The sequence below is a fragment of the Allonocardiopsis opalescens genome (genome assembly GCF_003002095.1).
Classification (GTDB): Bacteria; Actinomycetota; Actinomycetes; order Streptosporangiales; family Streptosporangiaceae; genus Allonocardiopsis; species Allonocardiopsis opalescens.
Map to the genome: position 1 here is coordinate 56,789 of NZ_PVZC01000010.1, position 26,149 is coordinate 82,937.

Below are 26,149 nucleotides of genomic sequence, written 5' to 3' on the forward strand. Positions count from 1 at the left end.
TCGGCGGTCGAGGCGGGAGGCGGCGGATGGACGACGGCGCGGATCTGGGCCACCCGCTGCGCGCAGCGCTGATGGAGCTGCTGCGCGCCCAGCCCACGCTCACCTCCACCGAGGCGGCGCGCCGCCTGGGCGAGAGCTCCGGCGCCTGCTCCTTCCACCTGCGGCAGCTGGCCCGAGCCGGGCACATCGAGGACGCCGGGCCCGCACGCGGCCGCGCCCGCCCCTGGCGGCTGCGCACCGGCCCGCCCCCCGAACCCGACCCCGGCTTCGGCCGGCTGGCCCGCCAACTGGAGGACGAGGGCTACCAGCGCTGGCTGGCGCTGCGCCCCACCGCCCCGCACCCCTGGCGCCGCGACGAGGCCTTCAGCGAGGTGGTGCACCTCACCCCCGACGAACTCCACCAGGTCGCCGACGCCGTGCGCGCCCTGCTCGCGCCGCTGCGCGAACGCCCCGCCCCGCCGGGCGCCGCCCCCGTGGGGGTGGTGGCGCGGCTGTTCCCCCTGCTGCCCGAACCCGCCACCGACCCGGCGCCCCGCGCGGCCCGACCCCACGACACAGGAGCCCCCGATGGCGATACGTGACATCAGGATCTTCGGCGACCCGGTGCTGACCACCCCCTGCGACCCCGTCACCGACTTCGGACCGCGCACCCGCGCCCTGGTCGCCGACCTGCTGGACACCGTGGCCGAGCCCGGACGCGCCGGGCTGGCCGCCCCCCAGATCGGGGTGGGGGTGCGCGCCTTCTCCTACAACGTCGACGGCCGCACCGGCTACGTCCTCAACCCCGAACTCGCCGAACTGTCCGACGACGAGCAGGACGGCGAGGAGGGCTGCCTGTCGGTGCCGGGCCTGTGGTACCCAACGGTGCGCGCCCAGCGGGCGGTGGTGCGCGGCGTGGACCTGCGCAACGAGCCGGTGGTGGTGCGCGGCGAAGGGCTGATGGCGCGCTGCCTGCAGCACGAGACCGACCACCTCGCCGGCACCCTGTACCTGGACCGGCTCCAGCGGCGCGTGCGCCGCGAGGCCCTGCGCGACATCCGCGGCCAGGAGTGGTTCGGCGCCCCCACCCCCGGCCCGGCACCCACCTTCCCCGGCCTGGGCTGACCCCGGCCCGCCTTGGACGAGGGGCCGCGTGGGGGCCCGACGGCGGCGCCGGTCCCTCGCAAACCGCGCGGTCGCTCCCCCGCATCCGCGTGCGGCAAGGGGCGCCCGCGAGGGAACGGCACCGCGGCCGAGGGAGCGCACCGGAAGCCCTTCGCCCGGCCGCACCCGCGTAGCGGCGCCGTCCGCGCCTGGCCGGATGCGACGGCGGCAGCGACCGAACCCGCGTCTGCGCCCTCGAAGGCGTCCTCGCCATCACCGGCGGCCTCGTCCGACTCACCACCGCCCCCGGGACCACCGTGCGGTCGACCGGCGCCGGTCGGGGTTTTTCAGTGCGGGGCGCCGTAGCGGGCGGCGATCGCGGTGGCGCGTTCGCGCAGGCGGGCGCGCAGGGAGGGCGGGGCCAGGGCTTCGGCGTCGGTGCCCAGCTGCCACAGCGCCCATTCGGCGTGCCGGGCGTCCTGGAAGGTGACCTCCAGCCGCAGCCACCCGTCGGCATCGGGTTCCTCGGCGCGCACGGCCAGCGCGGTACCCAGCAGTTCCTCGCGCCGCTGGGGGTCCACCCGTACCAGCACGCTCAGCTGGTCGCCGGACAGGAAGCGGGCGCAGCGTTCCCGCCAGATGCGATCCAGGTCGACCCGGTCGGGCCGCTGGGCGGGTTCGGGGAGTTCCTCGGCGGCCAGCACCCGCGACAGCCGGTAGGTGCGGTCCGCGCCCGAGCGGGTGGCGAGCAGGTAGCCGCGGTCGCGGACGGTGACCAGGCCGATGGGGTCCACCGTGCGCCACCGCGGTGCGCGGCCTTCGGCCGCGTAGTGGATGCGCAGCCGGTGGCCGGCGAGCACCGCGCGCCGGACCTCGGCCATGGTGGCGCCGGGCAGCTCCTCCGTCACCAGCCGGCGGGAGAGCAGGTCGGTCTCGGGGTCGATGAGCAGCCGCCGGGCCGCGTGGTCGGCGGTGGCCCGGTGCCCTTCGGGCAGCGCGTCGACCACCTTGCGCATGGCCGAGGCCAGCGCCGACCCCAGGCCGTACACCTGCTCGCCTCTCCCGGATCCGGCCACCAGCAGGGCGACGGCCTCGTCGTGGTTGAGCCCGGCGAGTTCGGCGCGGAAGCCGGGCAGCAGCGCGAAGCCGCCGTGGCGGCCGCGTTCGGCGTAGACGGGCACCCCGGCCGCCGACAGCGCCTCGATGTCGCGCAGCACGGTGCGGGTGGACACCTCCAGCTCGCGGGCCAGCTCGGCCGCGGTCAGCCGGCCGCGCCGGCGCAGCAGCAGCACCAGCGCCACCAAGCGGTCGGCGCGCATGGGCGGAACTATGCCAGAAAACATGACCGAGGATGTCGTCATTTCCCGGGAGGCTCTTCACCGCGACGCCGGCGACCCGCCGGGCCGGCCGGCGTCACCACTTTCAACGAAGCGAACGGAGCTGGTCAGGCAATGGAACGAACGGCCGTCAACCCGGTGGCGTGGTCGGTGGAGATGGGATTCAACCAGGGCGAGGTCGTCTCCGGGCACACCCGCACCCTGTACTGCTCCGGGCAGACCGCGATGAGCGGGCAGGGCGAGCCCCAGCACGCCGGCGACATGGCGGCGCAGTTGGCGCTGAGCCTGGACAATCTGGAGGCGGTCCTGGGCGAGGCGGGCATGTCGCTGGCGGACCTCGTCCGGCTCAACGTCTACACCACCGACGTCGATCTGCTCTTCCAGCACTACGGCGTGCTGGCCGCGCGGCTGGGCGCCGCCGGGGCGGCACCGCCCACCACCATGCTGGGGGTGGTGCGGCTGGCGATGCCCGTCCTGATGGTCGAACTGGAGGGCACCGCCGTCGCCTGACGCGGCCTCGGCACCACCGTGCCGAACAATCCGGGTGCGCCTGGGCAGGGCCGTGTCGGCCATGGGCGCTGACGTGGGTCCGCTGTGACCGCCGGGCCGCGTCGGCTCCGGCACGGCGGTGGGGCCGGTCGACGGGGTCGGCGGTCGGCCCATCCCGCCGCCGCCCCACCGATATCCCCGGGGCGGCGCCGTCTGCGCGGGGGCCCGTCCCGGCCGTTCCTCCTGCGGGGGTGCGGCCGGGACGGTGGGCGCGTGCTAACCGGGGCCGCGGCGGGCGGCCTGGTCGGCGAGGTCGCGGCAGACTTCGGCGAAGTCCAGGCCGGCGGCGGCGATGGCCATCGGCAGGGTGGAGGTGTCGGTCATGCCGGGGGCCACGTTGACCTCCAGGAAGTGCACGGTGCCGGCCGGATCGACGATCAGATCGGTGCGCGACAGGTCGCGCAGTCCCAGCGCCCGGTGCACGGCCACGGCCGCCTGCCGGGCGGCGTCGACCGCGGCCTCGGGCAGCCGGGGCGGGCAGAAGAACTCGGTGCGTCCGGCGGTGTAGCGGGCGGTGTAGTCGTAGACGCCGCCGTCGGGCACGATCTCCACCGGGGGCAGCGCCACCGGGCCGGCTCCCAGGTCGAGCACGCCGACCGTGATCTCGGTGCCGGCGACCCGCTGCTCGATCAGGGCGGCGTCGCTGTAGTTCATGCACACCGCCAGCGCCTCGGGCAGTTCGGCGGCGTCGGTGACGGGGCGGGCGCCCAGCGCGGAGCCGCCCCGGTCGGGTTTGACGAACAGGGGCAGCCCCAGCCGCTTCACCACCCATTCCAGCACCCGGGTGCCGCCCAGGTCGGCCAGCAGGGTGCGGGGCAGCACGACGGACTCGGGCACCGCCACGCCGCCCGCGCCCACCAGGGCCGCGGCCACGGGCTTGTTGTAGGCGAGGCGGCAGGCGGCGGCGGGCGCGCCCACGTAGCCCACCCCGGCCAGCGAGAGCACCTGGCGGATCGCGCCGTCCTCGCCGGTGGCGCCGTGCAGCAGCGGGAACACCGCGTCGGGCGGGTCGGCGGCCAGCACTCCCAGCAGCGCGGGGTCGGCCTCGGCGACCTGCACCTCCACGTCCAGGCTGCGCAGCGCCTGGGCGACGCGCGCCCCCGAGCGCAGCGACACCTCGCGCTCGGGCGTCAGCCCGCCGGCGAGCACCACCACCCGGTCCGCGCCCCTCACCGCGCCACCCCGGCCCGGCCGCGCCGGGCAGCGGGCCGCGCGGCCCGACGCATCCACGCCCACCCGCGCATGCGGAGGCCGCGCGCCCTGGGCCCGTTAACAGGGGCGGGCGGCGCCGTCAATGCGGCCGTGCACAGGCCCGCGGGTCGCGGCCCACTCGTCCACAGCCGCGGGCGCGGTGCGGCGCGGTGGGCGCGGCGCGCGGGACAATGGTGTTGGGGTCGCCCCCCCGGGCGGGAGGGGGACGTGCGGGGGAACATGCGGGGCCTGCCCGTCGACTGGTGGGGTGGAGGATGACGGTGCCGATGGTAGCGGCCGCCCGCCGCCCCCGCCGCGCGGGCGGCGCCCCCTGGGGCGCTTTGAGCCCGGAGCGGCGTGCGCCGGAATCCGCGACCGGTGGCCGGGCCGGTCAGGGTGCGGGGCCTGGAGTGGTAGGCGCCAGGGTCCGCCGGCCGGGGTGGTGCGGGGCCGGTCAGGTGGTGCGGGGGCGGGTGAAGGCGCCGCGCAGCCCGGACTCCGCGTCGATCACCCCGGCCAGCCGCCGCACCCCTTCGCGGATGAGCTCGGGCGGCGGGTAGCAGTACGACAGCCGGATGTTGCCGCGCCCCGACCCGTCGGCGAAGAAGCCGCTGCCGGGCACATAGGCGACCCGCTCGGCCACCGCCCGCGGCAGCATCGTCTTGGCGTCCAGCCCCTCGGGCAGGGTCAGCCACACGAAGAACCCGCCGCCGGGCCGCGTCCACGACGCGCCCGCCGGCATCCACGCCTCCAGCGACTCAAGCAGCGCGTCGCGGCGCTGCCGGTACATCTCGGTGAACTCCTTGATCTGGCGCCGCCACGGCTGGATGGCCAGGTAGCGGCCCACCACCAGCTGGTTGAAGCTGGAGTGCGACAGCATCGCCGACTCCGCCGCCAGCACCAGCTTGTCGCGCACCGCCGGGGGCGCCAGCGCCCACCCCACCCGGAACCCCGGCGCGATCGTCTTGGAGAACGACCCCAGGTACACCACCCCGCCCGCGGAGTCGGCGCGCAGCGCCCGCATCGGCTCGGCGTCGAAGCCCAGCAGGCCGTAGGGGTTGTCCTCCACCACCAGCACCCCGAACCGGTCGCACACCTCCAGCACCCGGGCGCGCCGCTCGGCGCTGAGGGTGACCCCGGCGGGGTTGTGGAAGGTCGGCACCGTGTACAGGAACTTCACCCGCCGCCCGGCCGAGGCCAGCCGCCCCAGCGCCTCCTCCAGCGCCTCGGGCACCAGCCCATCGCCGTCCATGGGCACCTGCACCACCTGCGCCTGGTAGGCGGCGAAGGTGTTCAGCGCGGTCACATAGGTGGGGCCCTCGCACACCACCACGTCGCCGGGATCCACGAACACCCGGGTGAGCAGGTCCAGCGCCTGCTGGGAGCCCACCGTCACCACCACGTCGCCGGCGCCGGCGCCGATGCCCTCCAGCGCCATCACCTCGCAGATGTGCTCGCGCAGCCGCTCGTCGCCCTGCGCCGACCCGTACTGCAGCGCCCGCGCGCCATCAGCGCGCACCAGCTCGGCCACCAGCTCCGCCAGCTCCCCCAGCGGCAGCGCGCCGACGTTGGGCATCCCACCGGCCAGCGACACCACCTCCGGGCGCGAGGCCACCGCGAACAGCGCCCGCACCTCCGAGGCGACCATCCCGGCCGCGCGCGCGGCGTAGGCGTCGACGAAGGGGTCGATACGGGAACCGTGCGGGCTCGCTTGCGGATCGGACATGTCGCCTCCCGGCACACCACGGTAGCCGCCGCCGCTCACCCGCCGCCCGGCGGGGCCCGCACCCCGCCCGGCCACCGGCGGAGCACACGGCGGCACGAGCCGCCAGTCTAGACGTTTGCCCCACCCGCCCGGAGGGTAAAGGGCCGCCTCGACAAGCACACCGCGGCGCCGCCGCGCCCGCCACCGCCCCGTGGGCGGGGACGTGAAAGAGTGGTACCAGCACCCCTTGTCCCACCGATCGGACCCCGCCCACACTGTCAGGCGGAACACCACCTGACGTCGGCGGCCGCCGCCGTGCCGCGACACGAAAGACCCCAATTGGAGCACAGCATGGCGAAGCATCCGCTCGCGTGGAGGGTGGCCGAGCAGTTCCTGGCCGAGGCCGACGCGGCCGCCCCCGGCCTGGTCGAGGGCCTCTACCTCACCGGATCCGCCGCCCTGGACGACTTCCGCCCGCACACCTCCGACGTCGACGCCGTCGTCATCACCGCCAAGCGCCCCGACCAGGCCGGCCTGGCCGCGCTGCGCACCGCCCACGCCCGGCTCCGCGAGACCTACCCGCGGCCCCGCTTCGAGGGCGTCCACCTCACCTGGGCCGACCTCGCCGCCCACCCCGGCGACTGCCCCAACACCCCCTACGCCCAGGGCGGCCGGTTCCGCCCCAGCGGCCGCTTCGAACTCAACCCCGTCACCTGGCACGTCCTGGCCACCAAGGGCCTGGCGGTGCGCGGCCCCGCCCGCGACGAACTCGACGTCCACGACGTCCGCGACGGCCTGGTGTCGTGGTCGCTGGGCAACCTGGAGCAGTACTGGGTGCGCTGGCGGGAGCGCGCCAGCCGCATCGTCACCCCCCGCGGCCTGGCCGCGCTGGGCTCCCTCGCCCCCACCTGGGGGGTGCTGGGCGTCAGCCGGCTGCACTTCACCCTGTTCACCCGCGAGATCACCTCCAAGTCCGGGGCCGGCCGCTACGCCCTGCACGCCTTCCCCGCCCGCTGGCACGCCGTGGTCAACGAGGCGCTGCGGATGCGCCGCGGCTCCTCGGCGCCCTCCCTGTACGCCAGCGCGATGGCGCGCCGCCGCGCCGCCCTGGACTACATCGAGATGGTGCTCGACAGCGCGCTCAGCCCCCGCCTGGCCGCCGCCCCCACCGCCTGACCCCGCGCCCCTTAGGGTGGAGGCATGCGCATCGCCGTCGCCGCCGACGAGGCCACGGGCGTGGCCACCACCCTGGTCGAGGAACTCGTGGGCCGCGGCCACGAGGTCGTCGCCGCCCACGGCGCCCTGTCGGCCGCCGAACGCGACGACTGGGCGTGGGCGTCGGAGGCCGCCGCCCGCGACGTCGCCGACGGCACCGCCGACACCGCGGTGGTGTGCTGCTGGACCGGCACCGGCGCCTCCATCGCCGCCAACAAGGTGCCCGGGGTGCGCGCCGCCCTGTGCGCCGACGCCTACACCGCCGACGGCGCCCGCCGCTGGAACGACGCCAACGTCCTCGCCCTCAGCCTGCGCCTGACCTCCCCCGCGCTGCTCACCGAGATCCTCGACGCCTGGCTGGCCGGACGCCCCAGCGACGACCCGGCCGACCGCGCCAACATCGACCACCTCGCCCACATCCCCGACCCCGGCTGACCGCCGCCGCGCGGCACACGCCCGCGCCTCCCGGTCCCCGCGCCCCGCCGTCCGCCCATTCCGGGGTCCGGCCGACCCACACCGGCGGCGCGGGCGGTCCTCCCGCGCGGGCGCACCCCGACCGCAGCCCTCGACCGGCCCACCGGGTGCGGCGAACCCGCCCTTGCGCACCTTAATCGACATATGTAGTTTTAGCTGTGTGGAAGAGCTGACCCGGATCACCCCCGCCACCCTCGACGTACTCGCCGCCCTACTGGACGCCGGCACCGCCCCCGTGTGGGGACTGGAGATCATCAAACGCACCGGCCGCCCCTCCGGCAGCGTCTACCCCATCCTGGACCGGCTGGAGCGCGCCGGCTGGACCACCTCCGCCTGGGACGACGACACCACCCGCACCGGACCCCGCCGCCGCCTGTACCGGCTCACCCCCGACGGCGCCCGCGCCGCCCGCACCCTGCGCGCCGAACACACCGCCACCCGCACCACACCCCGCACCGCCCGCCGCCCCCGCCCCGCCCCGGGCCCCGCATGACCCACCACCCGGCGACCGCCGCCGCGCTGCTCCTGGTACGGCTCGCCGCCCAACTGCTGCCCGCCCACCGCCGCGCCCGCCACTACGAAGAATGGTGCGCCGACGTCACCGGCGCCGCCCACACCGGCCTCAATCCCCTCGCGATCGCCGCCGGCGCCCTGCTCAGCACACCCGCCCTCCACCGAAGCGCCACCACCCCAGCACCGGCGACCCCACCCACCACGAAGGAGACCCCCATGCGCCAACCGCCGCCCATCGGCGTCCTCGCCACCGTCCAGCACCTGGTCCACCGCACCCGTCCCACCCGCAGCACCCTGCTGCTGGCCGCCGTCTTCACCTCGCTGCTCGCCGCCGGCCTCGGCCTGCTCCCCCTCACCCACTGACCCACCACCGGGGAACGCTCAGCCCACCACCACCGGCGGCACCGCACCCGCGCCCGCGGGTTCGGCGCCGCCGGCCGACAAGCCCCCCGCCGTGGCCGCCAGCGCCTCCAGCACCGCCCGGATCGCCGGACGCCGCGCCGCGTCCGCCCGCCACACCGCGTACACATGCCGCGTCACCCGCGGCTGCACCCCCACCATCACCACCCCCGGCGGAACCGGGCCCCTCCCCAGCCGCGGCACGATCGCCGCCCCCAACCCCGCCGCCACCAAAGCCAGCTGCGTCGGACACTCCGCCGCCGTATGCGCGATATACGGCTCGCAGTTACGGCTCCGCAAGGTGTGCAGCAGCCAGTCGTAGCAGATCGACCCCCGCCGCCACGCCACCCACGGCTCCGCCGCCAACTCCTCCAGATCCACCCACGGCCGCCCCGCCAGCGCATGCCCCTGCGGCAGCGCCACATCCAGCACATCCTCAAGAAGCGGCGACTTGATCAAACCCTCGTGCAGCGCCAGCGGCGCGTTCGCCCAGTCCTGCACGATCGCCAGATCGATATCGGCGTGCGCCACCGCCTGGATCGACTCCACCGGCTCCCGCTCACCCAACTCCACCCGCAGCTCCGGGTAGCGGCCCCGCAGCCGCGCCAGCGCCCCCGGCGCCAAGCCCCGCGCCGCCGTCGCGAACGCCGCCAGCGACAGATGCCCCACCACCGCGTCGCGGTGCGCCTCCAGATCCGCCTCGGCCCGCTCCACATCCGACAGGATCCGCTCCGCATGCGCCACCAGCAACTGCGCCGCCTCCGTCAGCCGCACCCCGCGCCCATTGCGCTCCAGCAGCCGCTGACCGACCTCACGCTCCAACTTCGCCAACTGCTGCGACACCGCAGACGTCGTGATGTGCAAGACCTCGGCGGCCGCACTGATCGAACCGTGGCGGGCCACCATGTGCAAGGTGCGCAGCCGCTCCAGATTCAACATGACGCAATCCTACGAAGCCCCCGCGAGCACCCCGCGCTCACACCCGCCCACCCGGCGCCACCCCCGCACGCTCCACCACACCATCCACACCCGCCCGACCCACCAGCACCACCACACCCACCGCCATCACCAGCAACGCCACCGGCAGAGCCAGCAGACCCGCCGGGATCTCCACCGGCGCCACCAGCGTCCGCGCCACCAGATCCACCGCCAACAGCAGCGACGCCCCCAACGGCGCCGCCGCCAAAGCCGCCCACCCCCAGTGGCCGCCCACCGCCCAAGCCGCCAGCAACCCGGCCCCCACACCCACCAGCGCCACCGGACCCACCGCCGACACGCACACCCCCACCAGCAGCGCCGCCAGCACCACACCAGCACCCGACCAGCCGCCCCGCAGCCGCGGACCCTCACCACCCGACCACGCCACCACCACACCGGCCACGGCCGGCACCGGAACCACCAGCCACACCGCCCAGGCCCAACCCAGGTCCAGCCCCGCCAACGAGCCCAGCGCCCAGTGCCGCACCGCCTCACCCCCGAACCACACCGCCGCCAGCACCGCCGCACCCACCGACAGCACCGCGTCCACCCCCAGGCCCAGACCCACCACGCCCAGCACACCCCGCACCCGGGACCCCAGCCACCACCACACAGCAGCCACCGCACCCGCGCCCACCACACCGGCCGCCATCAGCACCCACGGCACCGACACCGCCGCCCCCGCACCCGCCGCCACCACACAGGCCAAGGCCGCACCCGACGCCGCACCCAGCCCACGCCCGTCGACCAACCGAACCCCAGCCACACCCTGGACCAGCACCCCCGCCACCGCCAGCCCGGCACCCACCGCCACCGCCACCAGCAGCCGCGGCAAGCGCAACTCCCACACGATCAACCGCACCTGCGGACGCCCCCCGCCCCGCAGCACCTCCACCGCCTCACCGAAACCCAACGGGAAGGCCCCCACCGTCAAGGCCGCCCACGCCACCGCCGGCACCGAACCCACCGCCGCCACGACCACGAGCGACCGCCACACCACGCTACGCACCCACACCACCGCCACGACTCCCCGCACCGACCCGCACGCCCACCCCCGCCGCACCGCCGGCCCTCCACCGGGGCGCCCCACGCGAGCAGACCCTCCTCACAACACCGGACCCGCCCACCGCGCACACAACGGCCACGAACCCACCGTGAACCCTGCCATACACCGCCGACACACACCCGCACTTATCCCCAACTCGGCCCCGACCCCGCCGAAAACCACCCCAAGAGCCTCACAGCAGGTCGCTGGGATCCACCGGCGACGCCGAACCCGTCCCCGGCACCACCTCACCCGAATCCCCCGGCGACGGCTCCACCCCACTCGCCTCACCCGGCCCCGGAGACGGCGACGGCCCCGACTCCCCACCACTCCCCGACGCACTCGGCGACCCCCCACCCGGCGCCGGCGACGACGACGAAGGAACCGGCGGCGGCGGCGCCACCTCAGGCTCCGGCGGCACCACGAACCACATCCACACCCACACCGCCGCCCCCACCAGCAAAACCAGCAAGAACACCGTCGCCATCACCGCACCCAGCACCGACGCCGACCGCGCCTCCCGCTCCTCACGCGGCACCGACACCGACCGCACCCGCGGCACCGAACCCCACCGCGCCGTCGACGGCTCCGACGCACCCGACCAGTGCGCCGCATACCCCGGCCCCCCCACCCCCGAACGCGCCCCCGCGCCCGCCAACGACACCGGATCCAACAGCCCCAGCGCCCGCTCACCACCCGACGACGACCCCACCACCAAACGCGTCGCCGCCCACGGCGTACCCGCCGCCACATCCGAGGCCACCACCACCGGCTCACCGCCGACCCGCTCGCCCCGACCCCGCTCCACCGCCGCAGCGAACCGGTCCCGCGCCGCGGCATCGCGCGCCGCACCCCGCCCCAGCAGCGCCACCGCCACCCAACCCCCCGCGGGATCCACCCCCGCGTACACCACACCCGCCGTACTCTCCCCCAACCGGCCCCGCAACCGGTACCGACCCAACTGCGGCGGATCACCCGCCCGCAACGGCCGACTCATCCCCACCCCCGCCACCCCGCACGCCCCAGCGCACCACCACCCACCACACGACGCACGGTAGTGTCGCAACAGCGGCACCGGCAAAACCGCGCCCGCCGCCCACGCGCCGCAGCGCCCACCACCGGCACCGACGTGATGAGACGAGGGGACTCATGACGGCCACGGCCGACACCACCACAGGCTACGCCACCACCGCCCGCCAAGCCCTCGACGAAGTACGCCGCGTCATCGTCGGCCAGGACCACATGGTCCAACGCCTCCTCGTCGCCCTCATCGCCCGCGGCCACTGCCTCCTCGAAGGCGTCCCCGGCGTCGCCAAGACCCTCGCCGTCGACACCCTCGCCACCGTCTCCGGCTCCACCTTCGCCCGCATCCAGTTCACCCCCGACCTCGTCCCCTCCGACATCATCGGCACCCGCGTCTACCACCCCAGCAGCGAGAAGTTCGACGTCGAACTCGGCCCCGTCTTCGTCAACTTCGTCCTCGCCGACGAAATCAACCGCGCCCCCGCCAAAGTCCAATCCGCCCTGCTCGAAGTCATGTCCGAAAAGCAGGTCTCCCTCGGCGGCACCACCTACCGCGTCCCCCGCCCCTTCATCGTCATCGCCACCCAGAACCCCATCGAATCCGAAGGCGTCTACCCCCTCCCCGAAGCCCAACGCGACCGCTTCCTCATGAAGGTCACCGTCCCCCACCCCAGCGCCCACGAAGAACTCGAAATCCTCCAGCGGATGAGCCACCACCCGCCCCGCCCCCGCCCCATCCTCACCCCCGACAGCCTCAGCCGCCTCCAAGACGCCGCCGAAGACGTCACCGTCCACCCCATGGTCGCCGACTACATCGTCCGCCTCGTCATGGCAACCCGCGACCCCGACGCCTACGGCCTCCCCCACCTCACCACCACCATCGACATCGGCGCCAGCCCCCGCGCCACCCTCGGACTCGTCGCCGCCTCCCGCGCCCTCGCCCTCATCAACGGCCGCGACTACGTCCTCCCCGACGACGTCCACACCCTCGCCCGCGACATCATGGCCCACCGCCTCGTCCTCACCTTCGACGCCCTCGCCGACGGCATCTCCACCACCACCGTCATCGACCAGATCGTCGCCACCGTCCCCCCACCCCGCGTCGTCTGGGACAACACCACCCCACCCCCACCCGCCGCCGACGCCGAATGGCAGACCGACACCGACCACCACCCCGGCCGCTGACCATGCCCACCCAGCCCGGCCGCACCACCCACCCCGCCGCCCTGCGCCGCCTCCACCTCAAAGTCGTCCGCCAACTCGACGGCATCCTCCACGGCGAACACCTCGGCCTCCACACCGGCCCCGGCAGCGACCTCGCCGAAGCACGCCCCTACCAGCCCGGCGACGACGACATCCGCCACATGGACTGGGCCGTCACCGCACGCACCACCACCCCCCACGTCCGCGACCTCATCGCCGACCGCGAACTCCACACCTGGGCCCTCATCGACCTCACCCCCAGCATGGACTTCGGCACCGCCCACACCACCAAACGCGAACTCGCCCTCACCACCCTCACCGCCTTCGCCCACCTCACCAGCCGCCTCGGCAACCGCTTCGGCGCCCACGTCCTCCACCACCGCCACCTCACCCGCCACCCCGCCGCAGGCAACCGCCAAAGCCTCCTCGTCCTCCTCAACCGCATCGCCACCACCCCACCCCCACCCGCCCCCACCGGCACACCCCCCACCGAACTCCCCACCGCCATCAACGCCCTCACCCGCGCCCACCACCGCCGCGGCCTGCGCATCGTCATCTCCGACTTCCTCGACTCCACCCCCCACCCCGACCCCACCACCCCCCGCGCCTGGGAACGCCCCCTGCGCCAACTCGCCACCCGCCACCAGACCATCGCCGTCGAAATCCTCGACCCCCGCGAACTCGACCTCCCCGACATCGGCACCCTCACCCTCCACGACCCCGAAACCGGCCAGACCCGCGACATCCACCTCACCGCCCGCCTCCGCCGCCGCTACGCCGCCGCCGCCCACGCCCAACGCGCCGCCACCCACACCGCCCTACGCCGCTGCGGAGTCCCCCACCTCCAACTCCGCACCGACCGCGACCCCCTCACCGACATCGCCCGCTTCGTCATCGAACAGCGCCGCACCGCCACCCGCCTGCACCGCCACACCCCCACACCGCCCCGGCCCACCCCATGACCCCCACCACCACACCGCCGCCCACCACCGGGGAGGAGCCCGCCATGACGTTCCTCGAACCCGGCCGCCTATGGCTGCTGGCCCTCCTCCTCATCCTCATCGGCACCTACCTCTACCTCCAGACCCGCCGCCGCAGCTACGCCCTGCGCTTCACCAACCTCAGCCTCCTCGACCAGGTCGCCCCCAAACGCCCCGCCTGGCGCCGCCACATCCCCGCCGCCCTCTTCCTCCTCACCATCGCCGCCCTCATCGTCGGCACCGCCCAACCCTCCGTCCCCGTCCAAGTCCCCCGCGAACGCGCCACCATCATGGTCGCCATCGACGTCTCCAACTCCATGGACGCCACCGACGTCTCCCCCAACCGCTTCGACGCCGCCAAAGACGCCGCCCAGAACTTCATCGACCAACTCCCCCCGCGCTTCAACGTCGGCCTCGTCGCCTTCGACGGCACCGCCCGCATCATCAACTCCCCCACCGACGACCGCGCCGCCGTCCAAGCCTCCATAGAAAACCTCCGCGTCGGCCCCGCCACCGCCATCGGCGAAGCCGTCTTCGCCAGCCTCCAAGCCATCCAGACCTTCGACGAACAAGCCCAGACCGACCCCCCGCCCGCCGCCATCGTCCTGCTCTCCGACGGCGAGAACACCGCGGGCCGCCCCATCCCCATGGCCATCCGCGCCGCCCAGGACGCCGAAACCCCCGTCTCCACCATCGCCTTCGGCACCGACCACGGCTACATCGAACTCGACGACGTCGCCATGCCCGTCCGCGTCAACCGCGAAGCCCTCGCCTCCATCGCCGAACGCACCGGCGGCACCGCCCACGAAGCCGAATCCGCCACCGAACTCCACAGCGTCTACGCCGACATCGGCACCTCACTGGGCTACGAGACCGAACAGCAGGACGTCACCGCCCGCCTCGTCTGGATCGCCCTCATCCTCGCCCTCGCCACCGCCACCACCTCACTGCTGTGGTTCCAACGCATCCCCTGACCGCCCCAGGAGCCGCCGTGGCGATCCCCACCCACCCCGCCATCATCTTCTTCGACCTCGACGACACCCTCCTCGACGACACCGCCGCCGTCGCCGCCGGCTGCCGCCACCTCGCCACCACCCTCGACCACCCCGACCCCCACGCCCTCCACACCACCTGGACCCGCACCAGCCAACACGACTTCGCCCGCCTCATCGCCGGCCAGATCACCCCCCAACACCTGCGCCGCGACCGCGCCCGCGCCGTCGCCGCCCAAGCCGGCCGCCCCCACCTCACCGACACCCAGGCCGACACCCTCCACGACACCTTCATGGACGCCTACACCGCCCACTGGCGGCCCTACCCCGACGTCCACCCCACCCTGGACCGCCTCACCGCCCACGGCCACCGCCTCGGCATCATCACCAACGGCCCCACCCCCAACCAGCACGCCAAACTCCGCGCCCTGCGCATCGACCACCACTTCGACCCCGTCATCTGCCGCGACACCTACCAGCTCGCCAAACCCCAGCCCGCCGTCTTCCACCGCGCCTGCGCCGCCGCCGGCACCACCCCCCACCACAGCATCCACATCGGCGACGACCCCACCGCCGACGCCCACGGCGCCCACCAGGCCGGACTCCACGCCCTCCTCCTCGACCGCCACGACACCCACCCCCACCACCACACCACCCCCCGCATCCGCGGCCTGGACCAGCTCGCCGCCCTCCTCACCCCCGACGACGACCCCCTCCCCACCGCATGAGACCCGCCCACCCCGCCACCCGGCTGCGCGCCATCACCGTCCACCTCATCGCCACCACCCCCACCGGCCGCGCCCTGCTCACCCCCACCCCGGCGGGACCCCCCGCACCCCCCGGCACCGAACTACGCCACGGCGAAGACCCCCACCACGCCGCCCAGCGCCTCCTGGACGAACTCCCCGCCCCCGGCCGGCTCACCGCCACCCACGACATCCGCACCCAGCTCAGCCACCACCCCGCCGGCCACCTGCACACCGACCGCATCCTCTACACCGCCGCGCTCACCGCCGAAGCCCCCACCACCGCCGACCCCGCCACCGCCGCCGACCTCACCCGCCACCACCCCCACCCCGACACCCTCGCCCACCCCCGCACCGGACAGCGCCGCTTCGCCGCCTACGGCCTCGTCACCGACCCCGACGACCGCCTCCTGCTCACCCTCATCACCGACGGCTATCCCGGCGCCGGCACCTGGCACCTGCCCGGCGGCGGCACCGACCACGGCGAAGACCCCCGCACCGCCCTCACCCGCGAGATCACCGAAGAGACCGCCCAGCACGGCCGCGTCGGCGCACTCATCGGCATCCACAGCCGCTACCGGCCCGAATCCCTGCACCCCGGCGAAGCCCGCACCCCCTGGCACGGCGTCTGGGCCTTCTACCGCGCCACCGTCGCCCACCCCGGCCCCGTGCGCGTCCTGGACACCGGCGGCTCCACCACCGACGCCCGCTGGTACCACCGCGACGAACTCCCCGGCCTGGACCTGTCCATCACCACCCGCCAGGCCCTCGCCCTCGCCTGACCGGCCGCCCTCACGCCCCCGGGCGCGGATACACCCCGATCCACAGCCCCGGCATCCCCGCCGCGATCCGCCGCCCCAGCTCCTCGGCGTCCCCGCGCCCCATCGCGAAGCGCAGCGGCGGCACCGGCAGCTCCGGGCGCGGCGCCCGCGCCCGCGCCGACAGCTCCATCAGCCGCCGCAGCCGCGCACTGCCCGCCGCCTCCCGCGGATCGTCCAGAAACACCTCCAGGCCGTGCGCGCCGCGGCCGCGCAGCGCCGCGTGCCGCGCCTCCTGCGCCAGCGCCGCCCCCGCCGAACCCTTCGGCACCCGCCGCAGCGGCCGCCACCCCACCCCCACACCGCGCACCCGCGCCCACGGCACCAGGTCCGCCGTACCGAAGTCCAGGTACCACACCCCCGACGCGTCCACCGCCACCCCGTGCGGGCGGGCCGCCACCGCCATCGCGGCCAGCACCAGCGCCAAGCCCAGCGAGAGCAGTACCGCCAGCACCACCGCCATCACCCGCTGGCCGGCCTGCTCCCCGCCGCCGACCAGGAACCGCTCCGGCCACACCGCCGCCAGCACCGCGGCCGCGGTGAACAGCGCCATCACCGCCAGCCCCAGCAGGTGCGGGCGGGTGCTGCGCCCCAGGTGGACGAAGGCGGCGTCGGGCGCCGGCCAGGGGGCCGCAGGGTCCTTGGGGCGGGGCAGCGCGTGCATGCGAGGGACCCTAGCGGCACCGCGGTGCTGCTAGCGTCGCCAGACGTGGCCGCTCACTACTTCACCGAGGACCCCGACGGCGCCGGCGCCGCCCACCGCCCCGCCACCGTCGACCTGGTCCTGCCCGACCTGCACCTGCGGCTGCACACCGACCGCGGCGTGTTCTCCCCCGACCGCGTCGACCCCGGCACCCGCATCCTGCTCGACGCCGTCCCGCCGCCCCCCGCCCACGGCGACCTCCTCGACCTCGGCTGCGGCTACGGCCCGATCGCCCTCACCCTCGCCGCGCGGGCTCCGGCCGCCTCGGTGTGGGCGGTGGACGTCAATGCTCGCGCGCTGGAGCTGGGGGCGCGAAGTGCCCAAACCAACCACCTTGACAATGTAAGGTTCCTCTTGGACCGGGACTTCGACGCCGCCGCGGGAGCCGGCCGCCGCTACGCCGCCATCTGGTCCAACCCGCCCATCCGCATCGGCAAGGACGCCCTGCACCGGCTGCTGGAGCGCTGGCTGGACCGCCTCACCCCCGCCGGCGCCGCCCACCTCGTCGTCCACCGCCACCTCGGCGCCGACTCCCTGCACCGCTGGCTGGACACGCGCGGCTGGCCGACCAGCCGCGCCGCCTCCCGCTCGGGCTATAGAATCCTTCGGGTAGCCGCCCGGCCAACGCCGGGCCCCGCCCCAGGAAAGACACCGTGAGCAGACAACTGCGCCCCACCGACGTCAAGCGGCTCAACCGCGACTGGCGGCGGCGCACCCAGGGCCGCCTCGCCCTGCTGGTCGAGTCCGTCACCCAGCCCTTCAACGTCGGGTCCATCATCCGCAGCGCCGCCGTGTTCGGCGTCGACCGCATCTGGCTCACCGGCAACGCCACCGCGCCCGACCACCCCGCCGTGGGCAAGACCGCGCTGGGCACCGACGCCAAGACCCCCTGGACCCGCACCCCCTCCTCCGCCGAGGCCGCGGCCGCCGCCCGCGCCGAGGGCTACCGCGTCGTAGCCCTGGAGCTGGCCGCCGGCGCCGCACCGCTGCACGACACCGACCTAGACGCCGACATCTGCCTGGCCGTCGGCGCCGAGGACCACGGCTGCTCCCCCGCCCTGCTGGCCGCCGCCGACGCGCTCGCCTACATCCCGCAGGTCGGGCGGGTCGGCTCACTCAACGTCGCCGTCGCCACCGCCATCGCGCTCGCCGAGACCCGCCGCCGCGAATGGCAGCGGCTGCCCGCCCCCGGCCCGGCCGACCCCGCCGCCGCCCGCGGCTGAGCCCGATCACCGGCGCGCCCGAAACCGCCCCGCCCGGCACGGTTGAAGCCGCCGCCGGCGGGAACCACCTCACCTCGTCGTTCGTATCAACCAACACCGATCACCATGGCCCCGCCGCCGCGCGGCGCCGGAAAGGCGACCGATGACCCCGCACCGAAGTACCGAGCGGGCCGTGGCGCAGCGCCACGACCCGGACGACCCCCCGTCACCAACCGGCGCATGCCCGCGGACTGACCGCCCCGAGGCGGTGCATGCGTCGTGAACATCCTCCTCGGGGTACTGGTGGTGATCGCGATCACCGCCGCCACCGGTTATTTCGTGGCGCAGGAGTTCGCCTACGTGGCCGTGGACCGCGCCCGGCTGCGCACCGCCGCCGCCCGGGGCGACGCCACCGCCGCCCGCGCCCTGGCCATCACCGACCGGCTCTCCTTCACCCTGTCGGCCGCCCAGTTCGGCATCACCGTCACCGCGCTGCTGGTCGGCTACGTCGCCGAACCGCTGATCGGCGAGGGCATCGCCGACCTGCTGGCCGCGGCCGGACTGCCCGTGGGGCTGGCCCCGGGCGCCGGCCTGGTCCTGGCGCTGCTGTTCGCCACCGTCGTGCAGATGGTGCTCGGCGAGCTGTTCCCCAAGAACGCCGCCATCGCCCGCCCCGAACCCCTCGCCCGCGCCCTGTCGGCGTCCACCGCCGTCTACCTGCGGGTGGTGGGCCCGGTGGTGTGGCTGTTCGACACCGCCTCCGAGCGCTTCCTCAGGCTCATCGGCGTCGAACCCGTCGGCGAGCTGCAGCACGCCGCCACCCCGCGCGAACTGGCCCGCATCGTCAGCGACTCCCGCGACAGCGGCGACCTGCCGCTGGAGCTGTCCACCCTGCTGGACCGCACCCTGGACTTCTACCACCGCACCGCCGAGCACGCGATGACGCCCCGGCCGCACGTGGAGGCCATCGACGCCGGCGAACCCGTCGTCCGCGTCATCGACCTGCTGGCCAGCGGCCACTCCCGCTTCCCGGTGGTCGGCGCCGGCGTCGACGACATCGTCGGCGTGGTGTGCATTCGCGACGTGCTCGCCCTCACCGACGAGCAGCGCCGCACCCTGCGGGTGGAGGAGGTCGCCCGGCCGCCGCTGCCGGTGCCCACCTCCCTGCCGCTCACCGCCCTGCTCGACGAGCTCAACGGCCACAACGAGCAGTTCGCCTGCGTCGTGGACGAGTACGGCGGCCTGGCCGGGGTCATCACCCTGGAGGACATCGCCGAGGAGCTGGTCGGCGAGATCGCCGACGAGCACGACACCGAGGGCGAGCCCACCGCGACCGGGGACGGCAGCTGGGTGCTACCCGGCTCCACCCACATCGACGAGGTGGAGCGCATGACCTCGGTGGCCCTGCCCGAAGGCGACTACGAGACCATCGGCGGCCTGGCCATCGCCCGGCTGCAGCGGCTGCCCCAGCCCGGCGACCACGTCGAGATCGACCTGGAGCCGCCACCCGCCGAGGACGACCCGCCCGAGCTGCGGGCCCGGCTGGTGGTGGAGAGCGTCGACCGGCGCGTCCCCGCCTCCGTCCGGCTGCACCTGCTCGGCCCCGCCGCCCGCGACACCGACCGGCACGCGGCCGCCGCGGCAGCCGCCGACACCCCGACGGAGGCCCGCCGATGAGCACCGCGCTCGCCGCCGCGGCCGGGGAGACCAGCATCAGCCCCGTCACCGCCCTGGTGATCACCGTCGTCCTGCTGGCGCTCAGCGCGTTCTTCGTCGCCGCGGAGTTCGCCCTGGTCGCCGCCCGCCGCCACCGGCTGGAGGAGAACGCCCACCGCAGCGCCTCCGCCCGCGCCGCGCTGCGCAGCTCCCGCGAGCTGTCGCTGCTGCTGGCCGGCAGCCAGCTGGGCATCACCCTGTGCGCGCTGGGTCTGGGCCACGTCTCCGAACCAGCCGTCCAGCACCTGCTCGACCCCGTCCTGCAGAGCTGGGGGGTGCCGCCGCAGGCCGGCTACGCGATCTCCTTCCTGATCGCGCTCGGCATCATCACCTTCCTGCACATGGTGGTCGGGGAGATGGCGCCCAAGTCCTGGGCCATCAGCCACCCCGAGCGCTCGGCCACCCTGCTGGCCCTGCCCATGCGCGCCTTCATGTGGGTCTTCCGGCCCTCGCTGATCGCGCTCAACGGCATGGCCAACTGGTGCCTGCGCCGCGTCGGCGTCGAACCCGCCGACGAGGTCGCCACCGGCCACAACCCCGAGGACCTGCGCCAGCTCGTGGAGACCTCCGCCCAGGCCGGGCTGCTCGACGCCGACCGGCGCGACCAGCTCACCGCCGCCCTGGAGGTCAACACCGCCCCGCTGCGCAGCGCGGTCACCCCGCGCGAGCGCATCGTGTCGGTCCCCCACGACGCGCCCGCCGCCGCCGTGGAGGACACCGCCCGCACCAGCGGACGGCTGCGGCTGGTGGTGCGCGACGCCGACCAGGAGATCGTCGGCGTGCTGCACGTCCGCGACGCCCTGGCCGGCCCCCGCGAGCAGACCGCGATCGAGATGGCCCGCCCGGTGCTGAACCTGGCCGCCACCACCCCGATCTACGTCGCGCTCAGCATCATGCGCGAAAGCCGCAGCCACCTCGCCCTGGTCGAGGACGGCGACGAGCTGCTCGGTGTGGTCACCCTGCAGGACCTGCTGGACAAGCTCTTCGGCGAGGCCGCCCCGCGAGCCGCCCCCGTCGGATAGCACCGCACCGCGCGGGGGCGGGCGAACCCGCCCGCCCCCGCACACCGGCGCGCCACCCCCGCGCCGCTCCCCGTGCACCCACCGGCCGCCCCCGCGCCGCGCACCAGGTCACGGCTGATCACAACCCGCCAACACTTGGCCGCGCACGTCCCGGGCCCCCGCCGCCATCCGCGATACTCCCTATGTGCCGCTTCGCTCCGCCCGCCGCTTCGCCTACCTCGACCACCCCGGCCCCATCGCGATGGCCCACCGCGGCGGCACGGTCACCGAGCCCGACGGCACCGTGCGGCCCGGCCTGGAGAACACCATGCGGGCCTTCCAGCACGCCGCCGACCTCGGCTACCGCTACGTCGAGACCGACGTGCACGCCACCGCCGACGGCGTCCTGCTCGCCTGCCACGACGCCACCCTGGACCGCACCGCCGACCGCCCCGGCGCCATCGCCGAACTCACCGCCGCCCAGGTCGCCCGCGCCCGCGTGGCCGGCACCGAACCGGTCCCCACCCTGGAGCAACTGCTCGGCGAACTCCCCCAGCTGCGCGTCAACATCGACATCAAGGCGCCCGGCGCCGTCGCCCCCCTCGCCGACGCCCTGCGCCGCACCCGCGCCCACGACCGCGTCTGCGTCGGCAGCTTCTCCCAGCGCCGCATGCGGCGGCTGCGCCGCCTGCTGGACCGGCCCGTGTGCACCTCCGCCGCCCCCGCCGACGTCGCCCGGCTCCGCCTCGCCGCCTACACGCCCTGGCCCGCCCTCTACAGCCTGCTGGCCGCCCTCGCCGGCCAGGGCGTGCCCTGCGCCCAGATCCCCCTCGCCTGGACCCTGCCCGCCGTCGGCGAGGTACCGCTGGTCACCCCCGAACTGCTGCGCACCGCCCGCGCCCTGGGCATCGCCGTGCACGTGTGGACCATCAACGACCCCGCCCTGATGCGCCGCCTGCTCGACCTCGGCGTCGACGGCATCGTCACCGACAACACCCCGGCCCTGAAAGAGGTACTGATGCGACGCGACCAGTGGATCCAGGGAGCGCCGCAGCGGTGACCGCCTCCGCCCCCGCCCCCTCGGCCATCCCCGAGCCCGACCCCGCCCAGCGCCGCAAGGAGCAGCGCGGCTGGTACGTCTACGACTGGGCCAACTCCGTCTTCTTCACCTCAGTCATCACCGTCTTCATCGGCCCCTACCTCAACGCCCTCGCCCAGACCGCCGCCGAGCAGGCCGGCACCGGCGAGCACGTCCACCTGCTCGGCCTCACCCTGCGCTACGACGCCGTCTACCCCGCCGCCACCGCGGTCGCCGTCGTGCTGCAGCTGATCACCCTGCCCCTCGTCGGCGCCGTCACCGACCACTCCCGCAACAAGAAGGGCCTGCTGGCCGGCTTCGCCACCGTCGGCGCCCTGGCCACCACCGCCCTGTACTTCACCACCGGCGCCGCCTACCTGCCCGCCGCCGCCCTGCTCATCCTCGCCAACGTCGCCTACGGCGCCTCCAGCGTCGTCTACAACGCCTTCCTCAACGAGATCGCCACCGGCGAGGAGCGCGACCGCGTCTCCTCGGTCGGCTGGGGGGTCGGCTACCTCGGCGGCGCCGTCCTGCTCGCCCTGCACCTCGTCCTCTTCCTCAACGCCGGCAACTGGGGACTCACCGAGGGCTACGCCACCCAGATCGGCTTCGCCTCCGCCGGCGTGTGGTGGCTGGGCTTCTCCTTCCTCGCCATCAAGCCGCTGCGCAACCGCATCGGCCCGCTGGCCGCCCACGGCGGCGGCCCTCAGGTCCGCACCACCCTGCGCACCCTGGCCACCACCCTGCGCGAACTGCGCAAGTACCCCCGCACCCTGCTCTACCTGATCGCCTTCCTGCTCTTCAACGACGGCGTGCAGTCCGTCATCCGCTACGCCGGGCCCTTCGCCACCGGCGACCTCGGCCTCGGCCAGCAGGACCTGATCAGCGCCATCCTCATGGTGCAGTTCGTCGCCTTCGGCGGCGCCCTCGCCCTGGGGTGGCTCGCCCGGATCTTCGGCGCCAAGCGCACCATCCTCGCCTCCCTGGCCGTATGGTGCGTGCTCGTGGGCGTCGGCCTGGTCATCCCGGCCGGCGACCCCGTCGCCTTCTTCGCGATGGCCTTCTTCATCGCCATCGTCCTCGGCGGCAGCCAGGCCCTGTCCCGGTCCCTGTTCTCCCAGCTCATCCCCAAGGGCAAAGAAGGCGAGTACTTCGGCCTGTACGCCCTGTGCGACCGCGGCGCGGTCTTCATCGCCTCCTTCGTCGTCACCCTCGCCGTCCAGTTCAGCGGCGGCTACCGGATGGCGATCTTCTCCCTCATCGCCTTCTTCGTCATCGGCGGCGTCCTGCTCGCCCTCACCGACGTCACCCGCGGAATCCGCGAGGCCGGCAACGAGGTGCCCGCCAAGGTCTGAGCCCCCGCCTCCGCGGCGGGGCGGCGCGCACCGCGCCGGGCAGGGTTGGGCACCCCCCGGCCGGGGAATCTTGTCCCCGATTGGAGCGTTGTTGGAAGGCAGACCGCAAGAGCGCCTGGAGGCACGAGAAGATGGCCGAGCGAGCACTTCGCGGCACGCGACTTGGGGCGACGAGCTACGAGAACGACCGCAACACCGATCTGGCGCCCCGCCAGGAGGTCGCCTACGACTGCCCGCGGGGCCACCGGTTCAGCATGCCCTTCGCCACCGAGGCCGAGATCCCGGTGACCTGGGAGTGCCGGTTCTGCGGTGAGACCGCGCTACGCGCCGACGGGCAGCTGCCGCAGACCAAGAAGTCCAAGTCCCCGCGCACCCACTGGGACATGCTGCTGGAGCGCCGCAGCATCGAGGACCTGGAGGAGGTCCTCGCCGAGCGGCTCGCCCTGCTGCGCGCCCGCCGCAAGGAGGAAGAGGAGCACCTCGCCGAAGCGATGCGCCAGCGCCGCAGCGCCTGAGCGCTGCGCTGCCGCCAGCATCGCATCCAGCGGGACCGTCAACGGCCGGCGTCCGGATCCCCGGGCGCCGGCCGTCGGTCGTCCCGCAGCACCTCGCCCTGGATCACCGTCCGCGGCGGCGGCGCCTCGCCGCCCTCGCCCGGCCCCGGGTAGCCGTAGCCGACCACCCCGGGGTTCTGCTCGGCCAGCCGCCGGATCCGCCGCTCCATCCACGCCGTGAACGCCCCCCGCAGCAGCGGGCGGGTCAGCGGCAGCGCCACCAGCGCGCCCAGTACCGTGGTCAGGAAGCCCGGCACGATCATCAGCATGCCGCCCAGGAAGGCCATCGCGGTGTCGGCCAGGTCGCGGTCGGGGGCGCGCCCCTCGCGCATCGCCTCGTCCAGGCTCCGCCAGGCCCGCCGCCCCGCCCCGCGCACCACCAGCGAGCCGGCGACGGTGGAGGCCAGCACGGCCAGCAGCGTCCAGCCCGCGCCGATCTGGGTTCCCACCCACACCAGCAGCGCGATCTCCGCGAACGGCACCAGCAGGACGGCGAGCAGCATCAGCAGCGGCATGGTCCCTCAACACCCATCGACGCGGCCCACGTCGGGCCTCTCACCGGGGAACGTACCGGCCCGCCGGTGCGTTCCGCCGCCGATCGGCCCACACCGCTCCCCCGTCAGGACCGGGCGCCGCGGCGGGCAAGCGCGCCGGCCAGCGCCGCGCCCACGCCCAGCGCCGCCAGCGCCCACTCCGGCGCCGCGCCCAGCCGGGTCGCCACGGTGAAGCCGCTCATCGCCGGCACCTCGCCCACCGCCACGTCGCGCACGAACTCCTCGGACCGGTAGTCCACACTCCCGTCGGGCTGCACGATCGCGCTGATGCCGCTGGTGGCGGCGATCAGCACCGGGCGGCCGTGCTCCACCGCGCGCAGCCGGCTGATCGCCAGCTGCTGCTCGGACTGGCCGGTGAAGTTGTAGTTGGCGTTGTTGGTGGGCTCCACCAGCACCTCGCCGCCGGCCAGCACCGCCTCGCGCACGATGGAGTCGAAGGCGATGTCGAAGCAGATCGCCACCGCCACCGTGGTGCCGTTCACCTCCAGCACCCCGGGCTCGTCGCCGGGGATCCCCTGGCTGCCGACCTCCTCCAGCCGGGGGATCAGCGGCATCAGCTGCTCGCGGTAGGGCACGTACTCGCCGAAGGGCACCAGGTGCCGCTTGGCGTAGTAGTCGCCCGGCCCTCCCCCGCCTGGCTCCCACAGCACGCTGACGATCTGGCGCTCCGAGCCGTCGTCGGTGTAGTGGTTGGTGCCGATCAGGATCGGCACCCCCAGGTCGTCCACGGTGCGCTGCACCAGGTCGTGGGCGGCGGGGTCGCGGTAGAGGTCGATGTCGCTGGCGCTTTCGGGCAGCACCACGAAGTCCGGTGCCGCGAACTCCCCCGAGCGCACCCGCGCGGCGAGGTCGGCGGTGGCCGCCATGTGGTTGTTGAGCACCTGCTGGCGCTCCCCCAGGATGTCCAGCCCGGTCTGCGGCACATTGCCCTGCACGACGCCGGCGGTGAGCACGCGGTCGACGGTCGGGGCGCCCAGCCGGGGCGCCAGCGCCCCCACGGCGGCGATCGCGAACACGGCGGCCAGTACCAGCGCGGTGGGACGCAGCGCGGCGCGCGGACCGCCGCCGCCGCGCAGCGCCGTCCACCAGCGCAGCGCCAGCGCGGCCAGCAGCGCGCCGGTCAGCACCACGGCGAAGTCCACCAGCGGCGCCGACCCCCAGGAGGCGTAGCCGGTGAAGGGGGTCTGGGGCTGGCTGAAGGCGAGCCGGCCCCAGGTGAAGCCGCCCAGCGGGAAGCGGCCGCGCAGCGCCTCGGCGGCCACCCACACCCCCGCCGCCCACACCGGCCAGCCGCGCAGCCGGGTGACCAGCGCCAGGCCCACCGCCAGCGGCGCGTAGTACAGGCTCTCGGCGGCCGCGACGGCCACCCACACCTCCATGCCGATCACCTGCTGCCAGGTCATCAGCGGGTACATCAGGGTGGCGCCCATCAGCAGGCCCAGCCAGGCGGCCCGGCGCAGCCGGGTGCCGCGCACCGCCAGGACGGCCAGCGCCACGCTGACCGGCGCCAGCGCCCACCACCCATAGGGCGGGGTGGCCAGCAGCAGCGCGCCGGCGGCGCCCATGGCGGCCAGTGCGCGCGCCAGTACCGCCCCCGCCCCCTCGCGCACCGGCGCGGCGGGGACCCGGACGGACCCGTCGGCCTGACCGGGGGCGGCGTCGTCCTGCCGGGCGCGTTCAGCTACCACGACTGCTCCTGCTCTATGGGCGGCCTGGAGTCGGCCGGTTGGTCGGC

General features: G+C 74.9%; 28 protein-coding genes. 19 read left to right on the forward strand and 9 right to left on the reverse strand.

The window, feature by feature from the left end:
* The first annotated feature begins 26 nt into the window (after window positions 1-26).
* The gene (locus CLV72_RS27965; RefSeq protein WP_106252407.1) at window positions 27-581 is read left to right on the forward strand and encodes an ArsR/SmtB family transcription factor; all 555 of its coding nucleotides are present in this window, start codon (window positions 27-29) and stop codon (window positions 579-581) included.
* Window positions 568-1,104, forward strand: coding sequence for a peptide deformylase (locus CLV72_RS27970; RefSeq protein ID WP_106252409.1), 537 nt, complete (start codon window positions 568-570; stop codon window positions 1,102-1,104). The genes CLV72_RS27965 and CLV72_RS27970 overlap by 14 nt, the downstream gene beginning before the upstream one ends.
* Before the next feature lie 326 nt (window positions 1,105-1,430).
* Here the strand turns inward: CLV72_RS27970 and CLV72_RS27975 are convergent, their stop codons facing one another.
* The gene (locus CLV72_RS27975; protein WP_106252411.1) at window positions 1,431-2,402 is read right to left on the reverse strand and encodes a helix-turn-helix transcriptional regulator; all 972 of its coding nucleotides are present in this window, start codon (window positions 2,400-2,402) and stop codon (window positions 1,431-1,433) included.
* 132 nt (window positions 2,403-2,534) lie between these two features.
* On the opposite strand from CLV72_RS27975, the gene CLV72_RS27980 reads away from it, so the two are divergent.
* The gene (locus CLV72_RS27980) at window positions 2,535-2,930 is read left to right on the forward strand and encodes a RidA family protein (RefSeq protein ID WP_106252413.1); all 396 of its coding nucleotides are present in this window, start codon (window positions 2,535-2,537) and stop codon (window positions 2,928-2,930) included.
* Between the two features lie 255 nt (window positions 2,931-3,185).
* Here the strand turns inward: CLV72_RS27980 and CLV72_RS27985 are convergent, their stop codons facing one another.
* Window positions 3,186-4,142, reverse strand: a complete 957-nt coding sequence (locus tag CLV72_RS27985) for a D-alanine--D-alanine ligase family protein (RefSeq protein ID WP_106252416.1) — start codon at window positions 4,140-4,142, stop codon at window positions 3,186-3,188.
* Between the two features lie 472 nt (window positions 4,143-4,614).
* A complete protein-coding gene (locus CLV72_RS27990; protein WP_106252419.1) occupies window positions 4,615-5,886 on the reverse strand; it encodes an aminotransferase-like domain-containing protein in 1,272 nt (423 codons plus the stop codon).
* Between the two features lie 330 nt (window positions 5,887-6,216).
* Between CLV72_RS27990 and CLV72_RS27995 the strand changes: the two genes are divergently transcribed.
* The 4 genes from CLV72_RS27995 to CLV72_RS28010 all read left to right on the forward strand — a co-directional run bounded on the left by CLV72_RS27995 (window position 6,217) and on the right by CLV72_RS28010 (window position 8,430).
* On the forward strand, window positions 6,217-7,041 hold the full coding sequence (locus tag CLV72_RS27995; RefSeq protein WP_106252421.1) for an aminoglycoside adenylyltransferase domain-containing protein: 825 nt from the start codon (window positions 6,217-6,219) through the stop codon (window positions 7,039-7,041).
* Between the two features lie 24 nt (window positions 7,042-7,065).
* Window positions 7,066-7,515 carry an RpiB/LacA/LacB family sugar-phosphate isomerase gene (locus CLV72_RS28000; protein ID WP_106252423.1) on the forward strand — a complete coding sequence of 150 codons (450 nt, stop codon included), beginning with the start codon at window positions 7,066-7,068 and terminating at the stop codon, window positions 7,513-7,515.
* 199 nt (window positions 7,516-7,714) lie between these two features.
* The gene (locus CLV72_RS33740; RefSeq protein WP_106252425.1) at window positions 7,715-8,047 is read left to right on the forward strand and encodes a PadR family transcriptional regulator; all 333 of its coding nucleotides are present in this window, start codon (window positions 7,715-7,717) and stop codon (window positions 8,045-8,047) included.
* A complete protein-coding gene (locus CLV72_RS28010; RefSeq protein WP_106252427.1) occupies window positions 8,044-8,430 on the forward strand; it encodes a hypothetical protein in 387 nt (128 codons plus the stop codon). The genes CLV72_RS33740 and CLV72_RS28010 overlap by 4 nt, the downstream gene beginning before the upstream one ends.
* A gap of 18 nt (window positions 8,431-8,448) precedes the next feature.
* Here the strand turns inward: CLV72_RS28010 and CLV72_RS28015 are convergent, their stop codons facing one another.
* From CLV72_RS28015 to CLV72_RS28030, 3 genes are all read right to left on the reverse strand, one after another.
* Window positions 8,449-9,405 carry a LysR family transcriptional regulator gene (locus CLV72_RS28015; RefSeq protein WP_106252429.1) on the reverse strand — a complete coding sequence of 319 codons (957 nt, stop codon included), beginning with the start codon at window positions 9,403-9,405 and terminating at the stop codon, window positions 8,449-8,451.
* A gap of 37 nt (window positions 9,406-9,442) precedes the next feature.
* Window positions 9,443-10,468: an iron chelate uptake ABC transporter family permease subunit gene (locus CLV72_RS28020; protein ID WP_170141146.1), complete on the reverse strand. Its 1,026-nt coding sequence runs from the start codon at window positions 10,466-10,468 to the stop codon at window positions 9,443-9,445.
* A 214-nt stretch (window positions 10,469-10,682) separates the two neighbouring features.
* On the reverse strand, window positions 10,683-11,366 hold the full coding sequence (locus CLV72_RS28030; protein ID WP_146159596.1) for a hypothetical protein: 684 nt from the start codon (window positions 11,364-11,366) through the stop codon (window positions 10,683-10,685).
* A gap of 272 nt (window positions 11,367-11,638) precedes the next feature.
* Between CLV72_RS28030 and CLV72_RS28035 the strand changes: the two genes are divergently transcribed.
* The 5 genes from CLV72_RS28035 to CLV72_RS33745 are packed head-to-tail and all read left to right on the forward strand — an operon-like array spanning window position 11,639 to window position 16,215.
* Window positions 11,639-12,697 carry an AAA family ATPase gene (locus CLV72_RS28035; protein ID WP_106252436.1) on the forward strand — a complete coding sequence of 353 codons (1,059 nt, stop codon included), beginning with the start codon at window positions 11,639-11,641 and terminating at the stop codon, window positions 12,695-12,697.
* A 2-nt stretch (window positions 12,698-12,699) separates the two neighbouring features.
* Complete coding sequence (locus CLV72_RS28040) at window positions 12,700-13,677, forward strand: DUF58 domain-containing protein (protein ID WP_106252438.1); 978 nt, start codon at window positions 12,700-12,702, stop codon at window positions 13,675-13,677.
* Between the two features lie 44 nt (window positions 13,678-13,721).
* Window positions 13,722-14,669 (forward strand): VWA domain-containing protein, encoded by a 948-nt coding sequence (locus CLV72_RS28045; RefSeq protein WP_106252441.1) that lies wholly within the window; start codon window positions 13,722-13,724, stop codon window positions 14,667-14,669.
* A 17-nt stretch (window positions 14,670-14,686) separates the two neighbouring features.
* A complete protein-coding gene (locus CLV72_RS28050; RefSeq protein WP_170141147.1) occupies window positions 14,687-15,415 on the forward strand; it encodes an HAD family hydrolase in 729 nt (242 codons plus the stop codon).
* Window positions 15,412-16,215, forward strand: a complete 804-nt coding sequence (locus CLV72_RS33745; protein WP_106252444.1) for an NUDIX hydrolase — start codon at window positions 15,412-15,414, stop codon at window positions 16,213-16,215. The genes CLV72_RS28050 and CLV72_RS33745 overlap by 4 nt, the downstream gene beginning before the upstream one ends.
* Before the next feature lie 10 nt (window positions 16,216-16,225).
* Here CLV72_RS33745 and CLV72_RS28060 read toward each other — a convergent pair whose 3' ends face one another.
* Window positions 16,226-16,915 carry a hypothetical protein gene (locus CLV72_RS28060; RefSeq protein WP_106252448.1) on the reverse strand — a complete coding sequence of 230 codons (690 nt, stop codon included), beginning with the start codon at window positions 16,913-16,915 and terminating at the stop codon, window positions 16,226-16,228.
* Between the two features lie 45 nt (window positions 16,916-16,960).
* Here CLV72_RS28060 and CLV72_RS28065 point away from each other — a divergent pair, with 45 nt between their 5' ends.
* From CLV72_RS28065 to CLV72_RS28095, 7 genes are all read left to right on the forward strand, one after another.
* Window positions 16,961-17,611 carry a class I SAM-dependent methyltransferase gene (locus CLV72_RS28065; RefSeq protein ID WP_106252451.1) on the forward strand — a complete coding sequence of 217 codons (651 nt, stop codon included), beginning with the start codon at window positions 16,961-16,963 and terminating at the stop codon, window positions 17,609-17,611.
* Window positions 17,608-18,177, forward strand: a complete 570-nt coding sequence (locus CLV72_RS28070) for a TrmH family RNA methyltransferase (RefSeq protein WP_106252454.1) — start codon at window positions 17,608-17,610, stop codon at window positions 18,175-18,177. Before CLV72_RS28065 ends, CLV72_RS28070 begins: the two co-directional genes overlap by 4 nt.
* A gap of 258 nt (window positions 18,178-18,435) precedes the next feature.
* Window positions 18,436-19,833: a hemolysin family protein gene (locus tag CLV72_RS28075; RefSeq protein WP_106252457.1), complete on the forward strand. Its 1,398-nt coding sequence runs from the start codon at window positions 18,436-18,438 to the stop codon at window positions 19,831-19,833.
* Window positions 19,830-20,894: a hemolysin family protein gene (locus CLV72_RS28080; protein ID WP_106252460.1), complete on the forward strand. Its 1,065-nt coding sequence runs from the start codon at window positions 19,830-19,832 to the stop codon at window positions 20,892-20,894. The genes CLV72_RS28075 and CLV72_RS28080 overlap by 4 nt, the downstream gene beginning before the upstream one ends.
* A 241-nt stretch (window positions 20,895-21,135) precedes the next feature.
* A complete protein-coding gene (locus CLV72_RS28085; RefSeq protein WP_106252981.1) occupies window positions 21,136-21,933 on the forward strand; it encodes a glycerophosphodiester phosphodiesterase family protein in 798 nt (265 codons plus the stop codon).
* Entirely contained in the window at window positions 21,930-23,306 is a 1,377-nt protein-coding gene (locus CLV72_RS28090) for an MFS transporter (protein WP_106252463.1), read from the forward strand. Before CLV72_RS28085 ends, CLV72_RS28090 begins: the two co-directional genes overlap by 4 nt.
* Before the next feature lie 131 nt (window positions 23,307-23,437).
* Window positions 23,438-23,821, forward strand: coding sequence for an RNA polymerase-binding protein RbpA (locus CLV72_RS28095; protein WP_106252466.1), 384 nt, complete (start codon window positions 23,438-23,440; stop codon window positions 23,819-23,821).
* Between the two features lie 38 nt (window positions 23,822-23,859).
* On the opposite strand, the gene CLV72_RS28100 is transcribed toward CLV72_RS28095, so the two are convergent.
* Window positions 23,860-24,375 (reverse strand): FxsA family protein, encoded by a 516-nt coding sequence (locus CLV72_RS28100; protein WP_106252469.1) that lies wholly within the window; start codon window positions 24,373-24,375, stop codon window positions 23,860-23,862.
* A 104-nt stretch (window positions 24,376-24,479) separates the two neighbouring features.
* Complete coding sequence (lnt, locus tag CLV72_RS28105) at window positions 24,480-26,102, reverse strand: apolipoprotein N-acyltransferase (protein ID WP_106252471.1); 1,623 nt, start codon at window positions 26,100-26,102, stop codon at window positions 24,480-24,482.
* Window positions 26,103-26,149 lie beyond the last annotated feature (47 nt).

Bases quoted from the DNA above. Each gene is read 5' to 3' on its own strand.
- CLV72_RS27995 (WP_106252421.1), top strand. From the start codon at position 6,217: ATGGCGAAGCATCCGCTCGCGTGGAGGGTGGCCGAGCAGTTCCTGGCC.
- CLV72_RS28095 (WP_106252466.1), top strand. From the start codon at position 23,438: ATGGCCGAGCGAGCACTTCGCGGCACGCGACTTGGGGCGACGAGCTAC.
- CLV72_RS27970 (WP_106252409.1), top strand. From the start codon at position 568: ATGGCGATACGTGACATCAGGATCTTCGGCGACCCGGTGCTGACCACC.
- CLV72_RS28080 (WP_106252460.1), top strand. From the start codon at position 19,830: ATGAGCACCGCGCTCGCCGCCGCGGCCGGGGAGACCAGCATCAGCCCC.
- CLV72_RS28010 (WP_106252427.1), top strand. From the start codon at position 8,044: ATGACCCACCACCCGGCGACCGCCGCCGCGCTGCTCCTGGTACGGCTC.
- CLV72_RS28015 (WP_106252429.1), bottom strand. From the start codon at position 9,405: ATGTTGAATCTGGAGCGGCTGCGCACCTTGCACATGGTGGCCCGCCAC.
- CLV72_RS27965 (WP_106252407.1), top strand. From the start codon at position 27: ATGGACGACGGCGCGGATCTGGGCCACCCGCTGCGCGCAGCGCTGATG.
- CLV72_RS28100 (WP_106252469.1), bottom strand. From the start codon at position 24,375: ATGCCGCTGCTGATGCTGCTCGCCGTCCTGCTGGTGCCGTTCGCGGAG.
- CLV72_RS28040 (WP_106252438.1), top strand. From the start codon at position 12,700: ATGCCCACCCAGCCCGGCCGCACCACCCACCCCGCCGCCCTGCGCCGC.
- CLV72_RS27990 (WP_106252419.1), bottom strand. From the start codon at position 5,886: ATGTCCGATCCGCAAGCGAGCCCGCACGGTTCCCGTATCGACCCCTTC.
- CLV72_RS28035 (WP_106252436.1), top strand. From the start codon at position 11,639: ATGACGGCCACGGCCGACACCACCACAGGCTACGCCACCACCGCCCGC.
- CLV72_RS28000 (WP_106252423.1), top strand. From the start codon at position 7,066: ATGCGCATCGCCGTCGCCGCCGACGAGGCCACGGGCGTGGCCACCACC.
- CLV72_RS28085 (WP_106252981.1), top strand. From the start codon at position 21,136: ATGGCCCACCGCGGCGGCACGGTCACCGAGCCCGACGGCACCGTGCGG.
- CLV72_RS33745 (WP_106252444.1), top strand. From the start codon at position 15,412: ATGAGACCCGCCCACCCCGCCACCCGGCTGCGCGCCATCACCGTCCAC.
- CLV72_RS27975 (WP_106252411.1), bottom strand. From the start codon at position 2,402: ATGCGCGCCGACCGCTTGGTGGCGCTGGTGCTGCTGCTGCGCCGGCGC.
- CLV72_RS27980 (WP_106252413.1), top strand. From the start codon at position 2,535: ATGGAACGAACGGCCGTCAACCCGGTGGCGTGGTCGGTGGAGATGGGA.
- CLV72_RS28060 (WP_106252448.1), bottom strand. From the start codon at position 16,915: ATGCACGCGCTGCCCCGCCCCAAGGACCCTGCGGCCCCCTGGCCGGCG.
- CLV72_RS28045 (WP_106252441.1), top strand. From the start codon at position 13,722: ATGACGTTCCTCGAACCCGGCCGCCTATGGCTGCTGGCCCTCCTCCTC.